We start from the raw sequence: 20,779 nt of genomic DNA on the forward strand, positions 1-20,779 counted from the left end.
CTGCGCCGCCGCATCAGGGCCGCACCACCCAGCGCACGTCTTCGAGCGACAGCAGCAGTTGCTCGGGCGCGCCGTCCGTAAAGAAGCTCAGGCGGAAATCCATGGCGGCGCCGCCACCCGTGGTCGGCTGCTGCGTGTCATACCATTGCTGCACCTGGGCCACCAGCGCCATCGGCGCGGCGGGAGGCTGGGCCGCATCGATGGGCGCGAGCACGGCCGGCAACAGGCTGACCGGCAGCGAGGTGCGGGGGAAGCCCGCCACGGCCGGCATCACGCTGTAGGAATAGCTGCCATCCATGGCGATGCGCACGCTGCCCGAGGCGCCCGTGAAGAGGGCGTTGAAGAAGCCTCTCATGTAGGCGGCCACGTCGCTGCCGCCCACCGGTGCGACTTGCCGCAAATCATAGCCTTGCCAGCTCAGGCGTGGCAGGATGGGGTCACTGAACTTGACGACCGGCGTCTGGTACAGGAAGGCCTGCATGGTCGACACCTGCGTCTGGCTGGGCGGGCACAGGTAGCGGTTGCGCTGCACGTACAGCGAGGCCTGGGCGTTCTTGTACACCATCACGTTCAGCCCCGGCATGCGCACCTCGCGGCCGGTATTGGCCAGCGCGGCGGCAAACGACAGGTCGGGCGCGTCGGCGGCGATGGCCGCGTAGCGGTAGGCCAGCAGCGCACCGGGCGGCGTGGGCGTGGCCGGCGTGGCCCGGTACTGCTGCGCATCGATGTCGAGCACGGGCACGGGCACGCTGACGGCGCCGTTGCTCAGGGTGCCGGTCTGCGGGTCGTAGGTGGCGGGCGCGCCGCCAACGGTGACATTGAGCAGCGCATACCAGGCGTCGCCGCCATGGTCTTCCAGGCGCGCGTCGAATTCCACGGCCACGCTGGTCTCGCCTTGCGCCGCCGCCAGCTGCGCTGCGCCGAAATGCTCGCCATAGCTGGCTGCCACCTGGGTCACCAGCTGCTGGAAGGCAGTGGTGGCCTGTGTTGCCTTGGCGATACTATCGGCCGTGTCCTGCTTGCCATCGAGGGGCGCGAGGAACGCATCGAGGTCAGCCGAAATGAGCGGATAGTTGCTGACGAAGGCGGCCAGCGCCGTGAACAGGTCGGGACCGGCCGCCGCGTACAGTCTGGCCGTCTGCGGCGGCACGTTGAGCACGACGCTGACGTGCACGGCATCCTGCGCCGCCTGGCGATAGGTATAGCTGAAGCCGTAATCCCACTGGGCCAGCTGGGCCGGCTGCAAGCCAGCGGCGGCCAGGCGCATGCGACCGGCCTGCGGCGCGGCGGACGCGGTGGCGGTCTGCCGGTTGACCGTGGGCGGCACGGGCAGGGCACGGTTCAGCACGGGGATATATTGCGTGCCATTGCCCAGCGGTACCTCGAACGGACCGGTAATGAACAGGAGCCACTGGCTTTGCATGTAGTTTTCGATGCCGGGCACGGCTTGCTGGTCGAATTCCATGTGCGTGATCTGATAGCGCAAGTCCAGCGGCACATAGGCCTGGCCTTCGACATTCTTCGAGATGAAGTTGAATGACAGCCGGCTCTGGTCTGGCGCGGCCGTGCCTGGCAAAGGCAGCCGGGTCGGGAACAAGGTGTAGTTCTGGTTGCCGTCGCCGACCGCGCCGTCGGCTGTGCCGGCGCCGGCGGGCTGGCCGTACAGCGCGGGCGGCCCATCCTTGTCTTTGCCGTCCGCGCCCGTCACCTGGTCCACGCCGTACACCACCACGGCGCCGGCGGCAAAGGCCGGCCCCAGGGTGGTCAGCAACTGCTGTCGCATGGTGGCGGCCGCGCTGACGCGCGTGGCCTCGTCCGCCGCGCTGCTGCTGAGCACGGGGCTGACCGTGGCGCTGATGGCGTCGGCCAGCGTCTGCTTCGCCTTGAGTACGAGGCCCAGTTGGCCGCTCTGCAGCGGATCGGCGATGCCGTTGAGGCGATCGAGAATGTAGGCGGGCGGCGCATAGGTGGCCGAGAGGAACTTGTCGATGGCGTCGAGACAGCTTTGCAGCCACAGGTTCAGGTCGACGCTATTGAGCGTCAGCGCATGCGGCGTATTGCTCGGATAGGCGTCGATGCTGACCGTGCGGCTTTCCAGCGAATTGGCGACGGGCAACGGCGCGTAGTAGCTGGCCTGCTGGCCCAGGCGGAAATGGATGCCCTGGCCGGGCGTGTCGCTGAAACGCACGGCGAACAACTGCTGCGTCTGCTGGCCGGCGCTGCCCACGCGCGTCAGCCCCGCGCCCGCGCGCATCGACCATTGCGGCGTCTTCAGGCACGCTTCGAGCGCCTTGGCAAACGTGGTGTAGCTGGACGCGCCGCCATTCGTGTCGGCCTGCGGCAGCACGGCGCTGACCACGCTGGCGCCGTCCGGCAGGGCCGCCAGCACGGGGTCGAGCAGGATGGCCTGGCGCGTCAGCACCAGTGCCACGTCGAGCGCGATGCGGTTGACGCTGGCCAGTTGCGCCAGCGGCACCGGCACCGACAGCGTGGCGGCGGGCGCCGTGGCGCTGCCGCCGCCGGCCAGGACCTGCAAGTAGATGGCGCAGGCGGCGACGAAGTCGCGCACCTGCCGCGACTGGGCCTCGCCCAGCGGCTGCAGCGGCGTGGCCAGCAGGGAGTTGCTGAGGGAGATGCTCACCGCATTGCCGCTCAGTCCGGGCACGCCCAGGCCCGTATAGTCCTGGTGCAGCTGGAAGTACAGGCGCTGGTAGGTGGGCAAGTCTTGCGCCGCGTCGGCTGGCGTGGCATAGGCCAGGCCATCCATGCGCAAGGTCAGCAGCAGCGCGGGCGCGCCGCCCGCATCCGTGTCATACAGGTAGCTGGCCTGGACTTTCGGCCAGGCGGACAGGCCCAGCAGGCGATCCGTGTAGCGCAGCGCGGCGGGGGCCTGGTCCAGCGCACCCGTGTAGCCGGCTGGCGGCGCCTCGAACGGCGTGACGGTGGTGTTGCCGAACAGGTCTTGCCAGCGCAGGGCCAGCGACGCATGGCCGCCCACGCCCAGGTAGGGATTGTCGGCTGCGGGCGGCAGGCCGGCCGGCGGATTGGCAGGCGCCGCATTGAGCGTGGCGAACGGCCGTCCCTGGCTGTTGTTGCCCAGGTAGCCCAGCGCCTGGCGGTAGTCGTAATCGGCCAGGGCCGCGGCCGCATAGCGCCGGCGGTGGGCTTCGCCATCGTCGCCGCCATCGCCGTCGCTGTCGTTCGCATGGTCCTGCGGTCCGAAGGGCAGGCTGTAGGGACTGGGCAGGAAATACGGGTTGGCGCCCAGGCCGGCCGACAGCGTGTTGTACAGCGCAGACAGGGTTGCCTGCGCATATTGCTGCTGTTGCTGCGGCGTGGGATCGGGCGGGAGCACGGGCACGCCGTCGTTGGCTCGCTTGAGCTGGAACGACAGGTTGCCCGGCGCCAAGGTCGCTTGCGCATCGAAGGCCAGGCTGTCGACGTCGAGCACGGCGCCATCGGCGTACAGGCCTGCGGTGGCGGCCGCGCCCAGGGCCAAGGCGTCCACCGACAAGCCATAGTAGGCGGCCAGGGCGGCGAAGGTATTGCCGGGAGCGTCAGCCGTGGCTGGCACGCGATAGACGAGCGGCGGAATGCGCATGGTCGCGCCCAGCGCCACCGTCACGCCGGGATTGTAGGCGGCGATCTGCGCCGCGCTCAGCGGGGTGGCGCCGGCCGAGTAATACGCGGCCAGCTGCGCCAGCGCTTGCGCGGGCGCGGCCATGTCTTGCTGATTCAGCTGGTGCAGGATGCCGGCCACGGGCACGCTGGCGCCGGTGCGCAGCGGCCGCACGGCGTTTTGCCGCGCCAGCTGTCCCACACCCATGCCATACGTGGCAGCCAGGGCGGCCAGGGTGCTCGTGGCCGCCAGGGCCAAAGGCTGGGTCCTGGCCGGCTTGCTCAGCGATTCGAACACCAGCACGTCCTGCTGCGGATCGATCGCCTGCGTCGTCAGCAGGGCGTTGACGAAGTTCGGCACGGTGTCGGCGGCGCCCGCCGCCGGGCGCGCCAGCGGAACCACCAAGGTCAGCGTGGCCGTGCCCGTGGCGTCGAAGACGGATGGGGGCAGGCCGGCGCCCGACACCATGTCCTCGAAATACAGATAGTAGCCGCCGCCGCGCACCACCGATTGCTCCCACAGCAGCTTGATGAATTGCGAGGGGCTGTTGGCTATGCCGCGCGGCAAGACCGTCTGCGCCGCATCCAGCAGCATGCGGCTGGCCGGCGGATGGCTTTCCGTGGACAGATTGGTTTGCGTCAGGAAGCACAGGTAGTCGGCATCGGCCTGGCCCGTCAGCGCCACCTGGTCGCTGCCGCCTTCGCTATACAGCAGGAACAGGCCAGCCACCAGGGTTTCGCCCACGGCGGCCATGCCGCTCAGCAGGTATTGCAGGCGCTGGGCATCGGCGGCCGACGGTCCCACGAGCTCGTAGACGTGGGCCAGGGTGGCGGCGCTGGCCAGCGCGGTGCCGCTGGCGTCGTTGGTGGCCACGGTGGCGGCCGGCATGCGCGTGATCTGGAAGTCCACGCGCGTGGCGTAGGCATAGCCGCTCAAGTCCTGGAACACCGTGCTGCTGCTGTTGGGCGGCGTGTTGCCGATGCGGGGACGATAGGCGGGCATCAGGGCCAGCATGTCCGCGTATTGCGCCTGGGTGTACAGCGCCTGCAGCGTATCCTGGCGCTGGGCGATGCTGGCCAGCATGGCGTCAGGCAATTGCCACAGATACGGCGCGGGCGCGGCCTGGCTGGCGGCGCGCGCCGCTGAAGCGGCGCCGGACGTCACGGCCGTCAGGCGCGCCAGGTCGGCGGTGATCCAGGCGGCGTAGCCTGCCGCAGGAAACTGCCGTGGCTGCAAGGAAGCCAGCGGCAGGATGTCCAGCGCAGGCGACGGCGCGAAGCTGCCCGCCTGCGCATACGCCAGCACGCCCGACAGCAAGCCGTACGCGGCGTCCAGGTCGATGGGCAGGCTGGTGCCGGGCGCGCCGGCGAAGGTGATGAAATCGAGGGCGACGCCGTGCGAAATGACATTGCGTCCCAGGCCGATGCGGTAGCCGCCGGCGGCGCTGGCGGGCGTGGGAAATTGCTGGCCCGTCAGCTGGTACAGCGCGTAGTCGGTCTGCGTCTTGCTATACAGGAAGGATGGCGACAGGCTCAGGCCCGGCGCCACCGGCAGGCGCAAGCCATAGGTGATGAAGCGCGCGACCTGGCCGGCGGCCTGGGCCACGGCGCCGCTCGCCTGCACGCCGCTCCACAACTGCTCCAGCGGCAAGGCGTCGAGATGGGCGATGGCCAGCCGGCCCGGGGCCGCGGCGAACAGATTGGCGACGCCGGCATTGTCGCGTCCCAGCCCGGCGGCCGGGGCGGCGAAGCGGCTGGCGATGCCGGCCAGGGTATCGCCGGCAACCGAGGCATACGCCAGCGGCGGCACGGCGAGGATGGCCGTCGGCAGCAGCAGGTCGGCGCGCGCATACAGCGATGCCTGCTGCGCCAGGGCGGCCAGCGGCACGTCCAGCGCGGCGGCGATGGTGCCGAAGCTGTCGCCGGGCGCCGTGACGTGGCTGACGGCGCCGGCGCCGAAGTCGAAGACCAGGGTCACGCCCGTGCGCAGCGCACGCGGCGCCGCATTCGCGCCGATGAGCTGGGCCGCAGTGGTTTGCCAGCGCCCGCCAGCGCCGGCCGGATCCGTGTAGCGGGCGGCGATGGCCGCCAGCGTATCGCCGGCCTGGATCACGGCGGACAGGCCGCCGACCTGCAGCGGCAGCGCGCCGTTCAGCGGATACGTGGCATTCGGCAGCGACACGTCGTCCGCGTCGATGGCGTTGCCGGCAAGGTTGAAGGCGGCGACGATGCTGGCGATGCTGTCGCCGGGCTGCAGCGCATAGCTGTAATTGTCGAAGGCATCGATGGCCGATTGCAGCAGCGCGCGACCGATCAGGCTGAAGACGTCGACGAAGATGAAGGCTGCCATCGATTCGGCGCCAGCGTCGTCCTGCGCCAGCAGCGCGGGCCTGGCGGGCGCCTTGCCCACCTTGGCGGCCACCTGGCGCAGCACGCCGGCCACCGTGCTGCGGTACTGTTCCGTCGCCGTCGCGTAGGTCTCGAGGTCGATCGCTTGCGTGCCGGTGCCGCCTTGCGGGTCGGGCACGTCCAGCCGCAGCCCGTCGAACAGGGGGAATAGCGTGGCGCCGTCCATATTGGCGCCCGGCGCGCTGATGTTCACGATGAAGCTGTCGGCGAGAAATTGCAGCAGGTCGCCCATGCCGAATGGTTGCATGGCGGGGTCGGCCAGCACCTGGATGCCCGCCACCAGCTGCTCCAGCGTCACGCTGGCAGTCGCGGCGGCAGCCAGGTCCAGCGCCGCGCCGTCGGCCCGCGCCGCCGGCTGCAACGTGTCGAGCAGCCACGGGAAATACGCCTTGCACAGCAGGTCGAACGAGGTCGTGCCTGTGCCCGCGCCGCCGGCGGCCGGGTCCGGCGCATCCATGGCGAACAGGCAGACGAACGCGCCTTGCTGCGCGCTGCTGGCGGTGGCGCCCTGCGGCGCCAGCACCGTGAATTGCGGCGCCGTCACCAGTTGCAGCACCGGCTTGGCATCGGTGCGCAGCACGCGTCGCGGCTGGCGGCGCGGCCCGGCGCGCAGCATGGCGGCCTGCAGTTCCATCGGCAAGGTGCGCGCGCGCCCCCGCGCCAGGCTTTCCAGGCGCAGCGCGCCGCCGCCATCCCACGGCGCGCGGCTGTCGCTGCCGATGCGGAATTGCGCGCTGACGGTGGCGGAAAAGCCCACGGAAATGGTGAAGCTGAAGATGCCCAGGTCGATCTTGACGCGCAGGCTGATGCGCACCGAGGCCGTCACGGACAGGGGGATGGCGCGGTAGGATTCGTAGCCGATCTGCACCGATACGGTGATATTGACGAGCAGCGAAGCGCTGATGATCTTCAAGTCCACTTCGCCGTACAGCATGCCGATCACGCCGAACGTGCCCGTCAGCTTGAAGTAGCTGCTGTCCTGAACGCTGCCGGACGCGCCGGCGTTGGCCAGCGCGACGGCGTTGCTGCGGTCGTACGGATGGTAGGTGGCGATTACGCCTTCGATGATGCCGAACACGGTCAGCGCGAAGCCGGCTTTCAGCGGCCCCTTGACGAAGTTGTAGCCCAGGCCCAGCTGCAGGCCCAGGCCGAAGACGATGACGGGATTAAAATAGCCGAGATCGGTTTTCGGCACCTGCGTTGCCGTCGCGCTCGACAGCTTGCCGAAATACACGCCGCCCGATCCCATCACCGGCACGCCGTAGACGATGGCGCTAAAGCTGAACGAGCGCGTAAAGTCCATATTGTAGGGAAAGCCGATGTCGATCAGGAAATCGCCATTCGTGTAGATCTTGATGCCTATCATCGGCAGCACCACGCTGACGGCGCCGAAGTTCAGGTTGCGTATGCTGTCGGGGAAGGTGAAGTCGATCTGGAACAGGCCCACGTCGTCGCTGATTTTCTTGTACAGGATATCGACCACCAGGCCGGCCAGGCCGCCCATCTTGGGGCTGCCCAGGGTCAGGCGCAAGCCGTACAGGTTGGGATCGTTGAAGACGATCTGTACGTCGACGGCCCACACGCCGGCTGTCTGCAGCACGCCGAAATGCGCGGCGATCAGCCAGTTGCTGTCCGGCTGGTAATACGGTTGGCCCTGCACGCCGCTGCCCGGGTTGACGGGATTGTTCTTGCCCGTGGTGGGCGGCACGCCGGCCAGCGCGTCGATGACGGCCTTGGTCGAGCTGAAGTCGGACGCGCCGTTGATGGCCACGCGCTGGCCCAGCATCAGCAGGAAGACCTTGAAATAGCTGGAACCGGCGCCCGGCACGCTGGGCATTTCTTCCACGTCCTGCCCCTTGTTCGGGTCCAGCAAGTCGCCCATGCTGCCTTTGAGCAATGGCGGCACGGTGGCGTCCAGCGCCAGGGTCACCTTGCCGTCCGTATTGCGCTTGAAGACGATGCTGCGGATGACGATGAAGCCGAGGTTGAGGGGGGAACTGAGCGTGTAGGTGGCGCTGAGGCGGTTCTTTTCGCCGGTTTTCAGCGACACGTTGATGGACAGGCCATCCAGCGTGACCTGGTTCAGCAAGTCCCACGGCGACGGCAGCACGAAATACGGATCGCCCAGCGTGCGCACGAGCGCCTGGATCAGGCTGCCCAGAGACCAGCCCGCCAGGGTGAAGCTGAGCATCTCGTTGCCGCTGGTATAGGTTGCCGTGAAGCCTTCCCAGCTCACGTACAGCGTGTGGTTCGGCCCCTTGTCCGTCGGCTGGAAGGCATAGCCGAAGCCCAGTTTCAGATTGATGGCGGTATAGATCCATACGGCATCGGCCTTGCCCGAGAATTGCTGCGCGGCCGGCTTGGCGCCGTCATACTGCACCGAAAGCGTGGCTTTCTGCAAGCCGATCTCTTGCTGGCCAAGCATGAACAGCCAGGTAAACGTCGTGTCGACCGTGTAGCTGGTGGCCAGGTCCGTGCTGGGTTTGCCGCTAGGAATGACCGCTTCGATGGCGAACGCGGAAATCTTCAGGTTGCCCGGCAAGAAGAGGGGGAAATCATAGATGCCGCCGGCGGCAAAGAATTGCTTGATCATCTCGCCCACATCGAGTTCTTGCGCGAGGGAGGCGGAGAGGGTCCAGCGGGGCGGCGTTTCCTGGCTGCTGTAGGCCACGCTGACGGCCGCCTGCAGGCTGGCGCCCACGCCCAGCAAGCCGGAAATGGACCCGGCCCAGGCCGTGCCGGCGCCCGCATTGCCGGCCTCGACAAGGGCCAGCGCGCCTTCCTGCTTGTCCGCGGCCACCGTGGCGCTGATGCCCGACAGGCTGATCTGGCCGTCCGAAATGCTCAGGATGGGCGCACCGCCCACCGTCAGGAAGGACAGGCTGATGGCGTAGTCGCTGGAAAACGCGAAGGACTGGGCCGCACCGTCTATGCTCAGCACAATATTCGACACCTCGGCCTGGATGCTGTCGGGCAGGCTGACGAGGCCGTTCGAGACGACGGACAGGAAGTCCGACAGCGTGGCCTTGCCGGGAAAGCTGGCCTGGAACAGCTGCGCCGAGTTGAACTGCACGTCGAATTCGCCGCCCGGCGTGCCGTCGAGATTGCGAAATACCGTGGGCAACAGGGTGAAGGTGGTGCCGAACAGGTATTCATAGCGCGACTTTCCGCTGGCCTTGCTCGCCAGCGGCTGGTAAGCCGTCCAGTCGAGGAAGAACGAGGTGACGGTAAAGCTCAGCGCGGGCGTGGGCGCCGGAATAGGCTGCCAGCTGAGATCGCGCACGCTGCGCAGCTGCAGCGTGACCTGGTCCACCGTGGGCGCCGCCTTGGGCGGAATGCTGCCGCTGATGGTCATGCCGCCGAGGCCGAACGAGGTCAGGAACTCCTGCAGCACGGCCGGGGTGGCGCGGAAATAGCTGGCGCCCCCGCCGATCAGGCTGATGGCGGCACCGGGACTGAGGGGCTGCCCGTCGCTGCCCGCTTCCAGGCTGACCACGTAGTTGCCGTCGCCATTGGCGTTCGATGGCTGCAGCAGCAGCGACAGCGTGTAGTCGGTGGCGCCCGCGCCTTCCACGCTGAGCGTGGCCGTCAGGGCCAGCGTGGCGGCCTGGTCGCCGTCGGCCGCTTCCTCGTCGGCCCCTTCGCCGGCGCCGCCCAGCAGCAGCTGCATGCCGCCGTCGAGCAGCAGGGCGTCGGGCGGCGGCGCATCGACGGGCGGCGGGATCGTCACGGTCAGGCTGGGCGCAGCCACGCGCAGGTAGCCGGCGAAGGTGCAGTCGAGCTCGCTGAGCGTGGCCGACAGCACGCCGCTGGGCATCAGGCCGCCCAGTTCGAACGTCTTGCCGTCGTACAGCGCCATGTCCAGGTAGCCGCCGATCTGCAGCTTGCCCGGCGGCGCCGCCAGGTCGGAAAACAGTTCCAGAAATGGCGTCACAAAGGCGGGCAGGGCCACACTGGCGCTGACGTTCTGCTTGGCGCCGCCCGTGACGGACAGCGTGCTGTCGCCGCCCCATGGATAGACGCCGTCGGCGCTGGAAAACACCAGCAGCGCGCCCGACAGCGGCAACTCGCTGAATGGCCAGCCGCCCATAAAGGGAAAGCTGCTATCCCAGTTCCAGTCGGCGGGACTGGCGGCCACCTGCACCACCAGCACGGCTGCATCATCCCCGTCGTCATCCCCGTTCTCGCCTGGCGTGCGCGCGGCGGCCGGCTGCGTGGAAAACACCAGCGTGGCCGGAGTTTGCAGCAGGCCGCCGATAAAGGGCAGGCTTGCCTTGCTGACCGTAAAGACACCGTCGCTCACGGCGCCCACGTCGGCTACCGCGCAGCTGATCAGGAACTGTGCCGCGTCGATCTGGAATGCCTGGCCGATGATGGCGTCGAATTTTTCGGGCGGCGCGACGTCCGGGTCGGCCAGGCCCGCTTCCAGGAAGGCGGCATCGAGGGCGAACGGGCCACTGCTGGCGGCGTTGACGATGGCTTGCTGCAGGTTTTCCAGCGCGGTATCTGTGGTGGCCATACGAACTTGCTCCTTGAATCAGTCATGATGTCCAGGGCGGACGCTCGCACCCGCCCGGACGCTCTGTCTACAGCACGGCAAACAGCGCCAGGTGGTCGCTGGTGCTGCGCAGGTAGCCGTAATTGGCCCAGCCATTCAGCGTGCGCGCCTGGCCTACGGCATACACGGCCGCCGGCGATTGCGGCCAGGCCATGCCAACAGGCAAGTTCGGAAATTGCGCGGCCAGCGGGCGCGTGCCGATGGGCACGCCCGCTGGCATGCCGCCCACCAGCGTGAACGGCGTGCCCGACACGGGATTCATCACCGTGAACTGGTAGTTATTCGCCAGCACCAGCGGGTTGACGAGCATATTGTCGATCGAGAAAAAGTTGCTCACCATATCGCTGCCGATATAGTTATAGCCCGGATACGGGGCCGCCAGCAGCGCGCCGCCGGCCGTATTGTCGGACCACAGGAAGCGCGATTGCTGCGTCAGCTGCGGCTTGGTGCGCTTGGGGCGGATATGCGTGGCCAGGTAGCCCTGATACGCGTCCAGCGTCAGGTTCGCTGCCACCGGCATGGCCGGCGGCGGGTCCAGCAGCGGCACGTATTTAATCGCGCGCAACTGGTCGTAGGCCGTGGTCCGCCCGCCCGCCCCGGGCGGCTGCGCGTAGATGGCGTTCAGGTTGAAGTCGCCGCAGATCAGCTTGATTTCATTGTGCGGCGGGCCGGCAGGCGCCGCCGCCACGTCGTTCACGCCGCGCAGCAGGATATTGATGAAATTGGTGGCGCCGCCGTGGTTGGGCGGCGCATGCACGGCAAACAGGGTCAGGTTGCGCGTGATGACGTTGGCCTGGTTGGTTTCCACGAAACTGACCATGAAGGGCTGGCGCAAGCCGTTGAAATTGACCAGTCCGCCAACGACGGGCGGCGCGGCCGGCGCCGGCGCGGGCGCGAAGGCGATGCGCGCCGCTGCCATGCCCTCGGCCAGGCCGCCGTTGTACTGCGCGCCGGCCGGGATGGTGCGCGCCTGCTGGCCTTGCGGGTTGAGAAAATCCTGGATGTTGGGCGCGCCGGGCCCCCCGGCCGGATAGGCGGCGGGCACGGCGCCGGCCGCCACAGCCGACACGCCGCCGCCCGTCCACACGTTCGGCCCCGTGAAATAGCGCCGCACTTCCGTGGCCGTGCCAGCCGTGCCCGATATGCCGCGGTACAGCACGGCGACCGATTCCGTGCGCCCGCCCGTGCCTACTTTCAGCGGCGGCACCATGCGCCAGGCATCGCGGTTGGGGTCGGCGGGGTCGCTGCGCAGCTGTTGCAGCAGGAAGATCGCGCCCTGCAGGCCGCCCGTGGCGGGCGCCAGGTCGCCGACGCCGGCCGCGCTGGCCGACACCTCGATCAGGACGAAAATATCGGGCTGCGTTGCGCGCAGGATGGTCAGGATGTGGTTGCGGCGCTGCAGCGCGGCCACGGCCGGCAGGTTACCGCCGCAGCGGCCGCCTTCGCCATAGCGGGGCCGCTTGCGGCTGGGATTGTTGACCTTGTTGATGCCGAAGTTCTCGATATTCCAGTACACGACGTTGGTCATGCTGCGCTCCCCAATGAAATGGCCGGCAATGGCAGCGCGGCCAGTGCCTGCTCCTGCCGGGCGGCCGCATCGGCGATGTACGCGGCATACCAGCCCAGGCTGCCCGTATTCTTCGGGTCGCCAAACAGGAAGAACTGGATGTTCGCGTCGGGCGGCAGCTTGGCAATGCCGAGGAACTTGATGGCGATATTGTCGAGCCGCAGGCAATAATAGTAGGAGTCGCCGTCGGGCACTTTTTGCCGCATCAGCCCGATATTGTCGATGGCCAGCTTGAAGATGCCTTGCAGGCTGATCAGCCTGGCGCCCGGCGCCGCGCCGGGCAGCGACAGACCGACGAAGACGGCTTGCGCGTCGTCGCCGGCGGTGCTGGCGGGCGACCAGGCCAGCAGCAGGGTCGAATGGAAGCCGGCGGCCGAGACGAGCGCGCCCGGCCCGCCCATGGTGACGTCATACACGACGCCGTGCCAGGGCCCGTCGAGCGTGCTCAGGTTCAGTGCCGTGCTGACGGGCAGGAAGCCGAAATCGGCCGGTTTTTGCCCGTCGGCGGCAGCGATAAAGCCCGACAGTTCCAGGCCGAAGCCCTTGAACAGGCTGTCCGGCCTGGCCTGGCTGGCGTCGAGGTCGTAGGCCAGGTTGGCCGTCACCTCGTCGAAGCGCACGGCCGACGGCGTCGTCTGCGGATAGCGCATGTCGATCACCAGGTTGGAAAAGGCCAGGCCTTCGCCGTCCGGCGGCAGGTCCGGCGCCAGCGCGCCGAACGACAGCAGGTCCAGCACGGCGCCCGTGCGGTCGTCCAGGCTGGCGAAGTCCAGCGTGCCCCAGACGGAAAAGCGGTTCAGCACGGTCGCGCCCGCATCGATGGTGCCCAGGCAGTTGAACTGGATGCGCTGGAAAGCCACGTGGCGCAGCAGGTTGCTGTCGAGGCTGAATATCGACGGCGTGGCTTGCTCGAAGATGTAGATGCCGGTGCCATTCTGGTCGATATAGCTGCCGTCGAGTACCACGCCGTTGTTCGGCATCGCATTGCCGCCGAAGGTGGTGGCCGTCACGGGCGAGCCGAGCAGCTCGTTGACGGCCAGCTGCACGTAGCTCTTGAAGGTCTTGATGACGGCATTGTCGAACAGCACCTGCAATTGCAGCACGCGGAACGCATAGTTGTCGGTGTCGGGCAGGGCGATGGGGGTATCGGGCGGCAAGCCGTTGCGCTGGCCTGCGGCGAAGGCCGGGTCCTGGTAGTCGACCAGGCCGAAGGTACTGGAATTGCCGTCGAGGGTGATGCTGCCGTCGCCATGCACCGTCACGCGGCTGGCCGTGAAGCCGAAATGGTGGGCGACGAAGCGCGTCAGGTCGAGGCCGGCCGCGATGCCCTGCAGGCCAGCCGGCAGACTGGACGGATCCAGATCCGCCTGCAGCACCAGCACGCCCGTCCAGGCGGGATCGCTGACCAGTTCCAGGAAATGCCGGTACGGCGATTCGGGATTGTCCGCCGCCAGCACCTCGGCCGCTTCGATGACATCCTGCAGCCACTGCGACAGCCCCGTGTAGGCGATGCCCTGGACGCCGGGGCCGGCGTCGGCGGCCAGCGAAAAATCGGGCGCGCCCGACCAGGCGTTCGGATTGGTGACGCGTTCCCTGACGCTGCCGCTGCAATACTTGAGCAGCATCACGTTGCGGTAGGACGTGGGCGTCACGCCGAGCCCCACCTGCGCTTGCATGGTCCAGCCCGCGATGCCCACGGTATTGTCGAAGCGCGCGCCGCCGTCCGACAGGTGGGCCGCGTTGACGGCCACCAGGAACAGCTGGTTGGTCTGCAAGGCATCCTGCAAGGTAGCGTCCGGGAAGCGGAAGCCGAACGGCAAGATCTGGCCGCCGTCGCCCAGGGTCTGGCCCAGGGTCACCGACAGGAAGGCGTCCTGGTCCTGCTCCTGGCTGGACACGGTGGCGACAGCGCCCTGCGGCGTGGTGCGGTAGTGCGGCGCTTCCGCCACCGCCTCGCCGGCGGCCAGCCCGCGCACGCGGTGGCTGGCGGCCGCGCGCGCCTGCCAGGTGGCGCTGGCGCCGCTGGAAATGACGGCCTTGCGCGTGGCGGCCACGATGCTGCTTTCAAAGCTCGACAGCAGGGAGGCGCTGATCTCCAGCGGGCCGCCGCTGACGGCGCCGCCATACGGCAGCAGGGGAAAGGCGTGCGCGGCGCCCTGCGGCACGGGCAACGAGGGCGGGGTCGAGGCCAGCACGGTATCGGCGGCTACGGCGCGCAGCAAGGCGGCCGCCCGGGCGGCCGGCGGCAGGCCGTACATGGGACTGCCCGCCGGCTCCGCATGGTATTGCGGCATGGCCGCGCCGCCCTTGAGCACGCTGGCCCAGCAACTGAGGTAATCGGCCGTCAGCGGCGTGGCTACATTACCGGAATCGGGCAAGTCCAGGGTCGCGGCCTGGAACGGGAAGACGGCCGCGTAGGCGGGTGAGGCGGGCACGAACAGCAGACTGTCATTTTCCGGCGCGGCGCCATCATAGGTGGTCATGCTCAGCTGTTCCGAGCCAAAGATGCCGCATAACAAGTTTGTCTGCATCCCGACAGCCTGGCCGCTGGCGCTCAGGCCGAAGCGCCCGGCTGGCGTCAGCAGGGCCTTGCTGGTAACGGGCCGAGAGGGAGACGGCGCGGCGCAGCCAAAGGCCAGGGCGCCCGACTGCAGGCCGACCACGGGCGGCTGCCCGCTGGCAGCGCCCAGCGGCAGCAAGGCCGTCGCATGGCCCAGCGCCGTGCGGTAGGTGGACGGCAACGCGGGCCGGCCGGCCGGCAGCAAGCCGCAGCGTAATACGCCTTCCAGCTTGGCCTTGGCGGACAGCTTCTGATTGTAGGGATCGAGCGGGTCGACCGTGCCGACCCAGGCCAGGTTGGCCGGCAACGCGGCGGGCGCGCTGAGCGCCGGGTAGAACAGCTGCTGCAGCTGGCCGCTGGCCGTGTCGCGCGCGCTCATGGGAAAGCCGACGGCCAGGCCGCTTGGGCCGAAGGTGACGGCAGGGTTGACGGTGGCCGTAAACGTCAGGCAGCCCGCATTCGGACCCGTCAGCGGCACGAACGTGCGGATCGTGTTGCCGCTGCCCGTGACGCGTATGCCTATATCGCTGGCGTTGCGCTGGAAGGCCAGCGCTGGCGGCGTGGCCAGCGGCGCGGACAGCCGCAAACTGCCGCTGACGGCGTCGATGGACAGGCCGACGCTGGCCAGCACGTTGAACAGCAGGTCCTGTCCCAGCCGGAAATTGACATTGGTGCTGGTGGCAAAGCCCTTGGTCAGCTGGTTATAGCTGTAGCTGCAGCCGTAGTTCTTGAAGGAATCGGCCGGCGCAGCATCGGCGTCGCGCAGCCATAGCAGCGCGTTCAGGTTCAGTCCCGGCGCCGACGACTGCCGGTCGATATACGCGGCGAGAGCGGCGATGAAGGGGCCGGGCGCCGCGTCCAGCGCCGCCGGACGGGCACTGGCAAACACGTAGCCGCCCATGCGCTGCGGCGACAGGCTGTCGGCATAGCTGATGCTGTCCGGGGGCGTGGCAGGCGGCGCGACGGGCGGCAGCAGGTAGCCGGCCCACGCATGGTCCGGCTGCGGCGGCGATTCATACAGGCTGACCTTGCTGGCGGGATCGGTGGCGACGAAACTGAAACCCATGACTACCTCCACTCAAGACGCGACTCGGGCTGCGATGCGGCGGCATGGCGGCCGCGCGGCTTCGCAATCGTTTACAACGGGTGGGCCCGGAAGGGCGTCGGATGGCCAGGCGGCTTGCCTGGATGCGGTGGCGGGCGGCCATCCAGAGCGCCCGCCCGCAGGCGGGCGCGGAACCGCCGCTTACTGCGAGTTGGAGGTAAAGGTGGCCAGCACGAAGCCCGTGTAGCTATACACGGTGCCGCCGTCGACGATGTCGCCGGAGAGCAGCACGTTATACAGCCCCGTGCTTTGCGGCGAGTAGGTGACCGTCAGACCGGCTTTCCACGTGACGACGCCGTTGCCCGTGTCGCTAGCCAGCTTGGCCGTGGTGAAACCGGTGGTGACGCTGGGATTCCAGTATGTGGTGCGGCCCTGGAACTGGAAGGCGATGCCGGTCTGGTTGTTGCTGTCGCCGCTGGCGATGGACAGCGCGATGCTGTTCGGCGTGGTGTTGGTGGTGACGCTTTGGCCGGAGGCCAGCGTATGGTTGGTGACTTCGACGCGAGGTAAGTTAGACATGACATTCTCCATGAGGTGATATCGGCCTGCACTTGCGGTGGGCGCCCCGTGGCCGACAGGTTCGGGGCAGTTGGGTAAGTCGGTAGAAATGGTATTGCGACGGCTTTGCGACCATGCCATAAAAATATGGCGGGACAATACGCAATTTCAAATAAAGACAAGACATTTGATATTAATCAATCCGGAATTGATTAATAAATTTCGTATTTGCTTATTCAAAAAAGTAGTTTCCGGCTATTCGTAATATAACCATGCCGGCTCTTGCGCATGACGAGTAGCGATTCTATGCCTATTTTTTTGCGCGATTCTCTCGAATTGTCGCGAAGGCAAGAATAATGCGGTTTCCGGACGCTGCGCGGGAATGCGCCGCCGGCCATTTTTCGCGGCGGCATGCAAGTCGGATAGGGAATGCAATTGAATATAAACGATTTATTGATTTAAATAGATGGCATGCGCGGCTTTATTGCGCGGCCGGCGCGGGCAGGGCCGGACAGCGTTCAAAAACGGCTACCACCTTGCCAGTCAGCGTGTATTGCGTGCCGTCATCGAGGATGGGGCCATCGATGAGGATTTGATATTGCTGCGGACCGAGTGCCTGGAAACGCAGGGTCAATCCTTTCTGGAATGTCACGATGGTATCGCCGCGGTCTGCGCCCAGTTGCAGCATGATATTCGCTGTCGACAATAAAACCGTCCAGTACGCGGTGCCGTTGGCGCGCAGCGCCACCAGGGTGTTGTCATTGATATCGTTGCTGGCCGTGGCGATGGCGTCGCTGTTGACCGTCAGCGCCATGGTTTGCGGTGCCCGGCACGCGGGGGCCGGTTCGGCCAGCTGACGCGCCAGCGCCGGGGCGTCGCCACCGAGCGATAGCAGCAGCACGGCAGCCAGCCAGGGGCCGCGCCAATTCAGCTGAGACATGGTGGAGGTGGTGTGCCGCGCATACGGCCCATCGTAGCGAAATTCCGCCGGAAGAGCAAACGCATGCCGACCGCAGCGCGTCACCATGGCCGCCATGGCCGCCATCCCCATCTGCTATCATCGTGCCGTTTTGGCCGGTGCCGCGGGCGCCGGTCCGATATTTATGCAAGGAAAAAAATGAATAATCGCATTTCCCTGCTGCGTCAGCGCGGCGCGCAGGACAGCGGCAAGGTGGGCATGATCGAGCTGTTCTTCGACCTCGTGTTCGTATTTGCCGTCACGCAACTGTCGCACGGCTTGCTGGCGCACCTGAGCGCCATGGGCTGGCTGCAGACGGGGCTGCTGCTGATGGCCGTCTGGTGGGTGTGGATCTTCACGTCCTGGATCACCAACTGGCTCGACCCCGAGCGCATTCCCGTGCGCATCAGCCTGTTTGCGCTGATGTTGGGCGGCCTGATCATGTCGGCCTCGATTCCCGAAGCGTTCGGCACGCGGGGCCTGGGCTTTGCCGGCGCCTACGTGGCCATGCAGGTGGGCCGGCCCCTGTTCGCCTGGTGGGCCGTGCGCCATGAAGAACTGTCGCGCCGCCGCAATTTTCAGCGCATCGCCCTGTGGGCCGTGTTGTCCGGCATCTTCTGGATCGCCGGCGGCATCGCGTCGCCCGAGCAGCGCATCTTCTGGTGGGTGCTGGCACTGGCGATCGACCTGGCCGGTCCCTGGATGCAGTTCGGCATTCCTGGCCTGGGCCGCTCCTCGACGGCCGACTGGGATGTCGACGGCGGCCACATGGCCGAGCGCTGCGGCCTGTTCGTCATCATCGCGCTGGGCGAATCCCTGCTGGTGACGGGCGCCACCTTCGCCGGGCTGGAATGGACGGCCGCCAACTGGCTGGGCTTTTTGTCGGCCCTGGTGGGCAGCATCGCCATGTGGTGGATATATTTCGACACGGGCGCCGAGGCGGGCCACCACCGCATCGCCCACTCGAAGGATCCGGGCCGCATCGCCCGCAAGGCTTACACGTATATCCACGTGCTGATCGTGGGCGGCGTGATCGTCAGCGCCGTGGCCGATGAACTGGCCCTCGTGCACCCGGATGAAGCGAGCTTCGCCGGCATCAGCGCCTTGCTGGGTGGCCCGATCCTGTATCTGCTGGGCAATGCATTATTTAAATGGGTCAGCAATGACCGTTCCACGCCGCCGCTGTCGCATCTGCTGGGCATTTTGATCATCCTGGCGCTGATCCCGATGGCCTACGGAAGGCTGTATGCGCCCCTGACCCTGGCCTGCATCACCAGCTGCGTGCTGGTCCTGGTGGCCGTGTGGGAACATATGGCGCTGCGCCGTCCGCCACCGGAGATCGATCCTTGATGTCAGTTTGACTTTAACCGGGCGGCGCAATGCCGTCCGGATCGCTGCGCGTGTCGAGCTGCAGCTGCAGGAGCGCCAGGTCCAGCCAGGCGCCGAACTTGGTGCCGACTTGCCGCATCAAGCCCACTTCCGCGAAGCCCAGCTGCTTGTGCAGAGCGATCGAGCCGGCATTGCACGCCTCGATGCCCGCCACCATCACGTGCTTGCCCAGGCCGCGCGCCCGCGCGATCAATTCCCCCATCAAGGCCTTGCCGACGCCGGCGCCGCGACTATCGGCGCGCACGTACACGGAATGCTCGACCGTATGCCGAAAACCCTCGAACGGGCGCCAGTCGCCGAACGAGGCGTAGCCAGCGACAGTTCCTTGCGCATCGATGGCGACCAGCACGGGATAGCCGGCCCGCTGGCGGTCGGCCAGCCAGGCGGCGCGGTTGGCCGCATCGACCGTCCGTTCATTCCAGATGGCCAGGGTATGGCTGACGGCATCGTTGTAGATGGCCGTGATGGCCTCGATATCGCCCGCGTGGGCATCGCGTATCTGCATGTTGCTCTCCTTGCTAATCGTCTACTATAATGGACAAATCATAGATTGCCGCTCACGCCTTGTCCAATAAAATCCGAATGGAAGCTGAAATATGTCCACTAAACCAGACGAATTGAACCAGCGGATCGGCGCCAGGGTGCGCCTTGAGCGGGAAAACCTGGGCTGGTCGCTGACGGACCTGGCGGCCCGCTCGGGCGTGTCGCGCGCGATGGTGCACAAGGTGGAGCGGGGCGACTGCAGCCCCACGGCCACCTTGCTGGCGCGGCTGTCGGGCGCCTTTGACCTGAGCATGTCCGAACTCATCGCCCGCGCCGAAATGCGCGCGGGGCGCCTGCTGCGCCAGCTTGAGCAGCCCGTGTGGGTCGATCCGCAGAGCGGCTATGTGCGGCGGCACGTGTCGCCCGCGTCCGACATGCCGCTCGACCTCGTGCATATTACCTTGCCGCCCGGCGCCGTGGTGGCCATGCCGGCCGCCGCCTATGCGTCGCGGCGGCAACTCATCTGGTCGCTCAGCGGCAGCCTCGTGTTCATCGAAGGGGACACCCGCCACGTGCTGGACGAGGGCGACTGCCTGGAATTGGGCCCGCCGGCCGACTGCGAGTTCCGCAATGAAACGGCCACCGCCTGCACCTACGCCGTGGCGGTATTGAAGAACCGAGATTAAGCCAGTGCTGCCGCGCGCAACTGGGCAATGAAGGCGCGCGCGGCGGGCGCCTGTTCGTGGCGGCGGAAGGCCACGGCGATTTCCGAGCTGATCTGCGGCCCGTCCAGCTCGCGGAATACGACGCCGGGCAATTGCACGCTGGCCATCACGGAATGGGGCACGATGGCGCAGCCCACGCCCAGCGACACTTCCGTCAGCACGGCCACCAGGCTGCCCGGGCGCGACACCACCTGCACCGCAAAACCGCCGCGCCGGCTCACTTCCAATGTGCCCAATTCCTGTTCCGGCACGATGAACGCCTGCTGCGCCAGCGCGGCCGGCGCCGCCACATTAAACAAAGCCAACGGGCTGTCCGCCTGCACGGCCAGCACGAAACGGTCGCGCAGCAAGACCACGCTGTCCAGTCCGTCCGGCAGGTGCAGGGGCGGGCGCACGAAGGCCAGGTCGACCCGGCCCTGGTCCAGCAAGGCGGGCAGGGCATCCATCGCGTATTCGCGCGCGCTGATGTGGATGCCGGGGTGGCTGGCGCGAAAGCGGACAAACTGGCCTTGCAGCACGCCTGAGTAGGCAGCCGAGGCCACGTAGCCGATTTCCAGCCGTCCCAGTTCGCCCCGTCCCGCTCGCCGCGCCACCTCCTGGGCCTGCGCCAGTTGCCCCAGCGCGCGCGCAGCCTCGATGACGAACAATTCTCCGGCGGCCGTCAGCGACACGGCGCGCTTGCTGCGCTGGAACAGCCGCGTGCCCAGCAACTGTTCCGTTTCCTGCACCTGCTTGGTCAGCGCGGGCGGCGAAATGCCCAATTCCGCAGCGGCCCGCGCAAAGTGCAGGCTGTGCGCGACGGCCAGCACGCAGCGGAAATGCCGCAGTTCCATCTCTTTGACTATATTCACCATCAGTGAATTATAAGTCGACTGTCTTATAACAGGAAATAATACAAGCCTGCTTACA

Annotated in this window: 9 protein-coding genes; 2 read left to right on the plus strand and 7 right to left on the minus strand. The window is 67.3% G+C overall.

Features of this window, described 5'->3' with window-relative positions:
• Positions 1-13 precede the first annotated feature (13 nt).
• The 5 genes from AC3IQ7_RS15875 to AC3IQ7_RS15895 all read right to left on the minus strand — a co-directional run bounded on the left by AC3IQ7_RS15875 (position 14) and on the right by AC3IQ7_RS15895 (position 17,255).
• The gene (locus AC3IQ7_RS15875; protein WP_489206621.1) at positions 14-10,546 is read right to left on the minus strand and encodes a LysM peptidoglycan-binding domain-containing protein; all 10,533 of its coding nucleotides are present in this window, start codon (positions 10,544-10,546) and stop codon (positions 14-16) included.
• 67 nt (positions 10,547-10,613) lie between these two features.
• A complete protein-coding gene (locus AC3IQ7_RS15880; RefSeq protein WP_489206622.1) occupies positions 10,614-12,113 on the minus strand; it encodes an endonuclease/exonuclease/phosphatase family protein in 1,500 nt (499 codons plus the stop codon).
• Positions 12,110-15,778 (minus strand): hypothetical protein, encoded by a 3,669-nt coding sequence (locus tag AC3IQ7_RS15885; protein WP_489206623.1) that lies wholly within the window; start codon positions 15,776-15,778, stop codon positions 12,110-12,112. Before AC3IQ7_RS15885 ends, AC3IQ7_RS15880 begins: the two co-directional genes overlap by 4 nt.
• 180 nt (positions 15,779-15,958) lie before the next feature.
• Complete coding sequence (locus AC3IQ7_RS15890) at positions 15,959-16,336, minus strand: hypothetical protein (protein ID WP_077404342.1); 378 nt, start codon at positions 16,334-16,336, stop codon at positions 15,959-15,961.
• 460 nt (positions 16,337-16,796) lie between these two features.
• On the minus strand, positions 16,797-17,255 hold the full coding sequence (locus tag AC3IQ7_RS15895; protein WP_489206624.1) for a hypothetical protein: 459 nt from the start codon (positions 17,253-17,255) through the stop codon (positions 16,797-16,799).
• A 177-nt stretch (positions 17,256-17,432) separates the two neighbouring features.
• On the opposite strand from AC3IQ7_RS15895, the gene AC3IQ7_RS15900 reads away from it, so the two are divergent.
• Positions 17,433-18,623: a low temperature requirement protein A gene (locus AC3IQ7_RS15900; RefSeq protein ID WP_099376790.1), complete on the plus strand. Its 1,191-nt coding sequence runs from the start codon at positions 17,433-17,435 to the stop codon at positions 18,621-18,623.
• 13 nt (positions 18,624-18,636) lie between these two features.
• Here AC3IQ7_RS15900 and AC3IQ7_RS15905 read toward each other — a convergent pair whose 3' ends face one another.
• Positions 18,637-19,167, minus strand: coding sequence for a GNAT family N-acetyltransferase (locus AC3IQ7_RS15905; protein ID WP_489206625.1), 531 nt, complete (start codon positions 19,165-19,167; stop codon positions 18,637-18,639).
• 91 nt (positions 19,168-19,258) lie between these two features.
• Here AC3IQ7_RS15905 and AC3IQ7_RS15910 point away from each other — a divergent pair, with 91 nt between their 5' ends.
• On the plus strand, positions 19,259-19,831 hold the full coding sequence (locus AC3IQ7_RS15910) for a helix-turn-helix domain-containing protein (RefSeq protein ID WP_489206626.1): 573 nt from the start codon (positions 19,259-19,261) through the stop codon (positions 19,829-19,831).
• Here AC3IQ7_RS15910 and AC3IQ7_RS15915 read toward each other — a convergent pair.
• On the minus strand, positions 19,828-20,724 hold the full coding sequence (locus AC3IQ7_RS15915) for a LysR family transcriptional regulator (RefSeq protein ID WP_489206627.1): 897 nt from the start codon (positions 20,722-20,724) through the stop codon (positions 19,828-19,830). The two genes, AC3IQ7_RS15910 and AC3IQ7_RS15915, sit on opposite strands and share 4 nt — an antisense overlap.
• Positions 20,725-20,779: the final 55 nt, after the last annotated feature.

It is taken from the genome of Janthinobacterium sp. GL_088 (genome assembly GCF_057837845.1).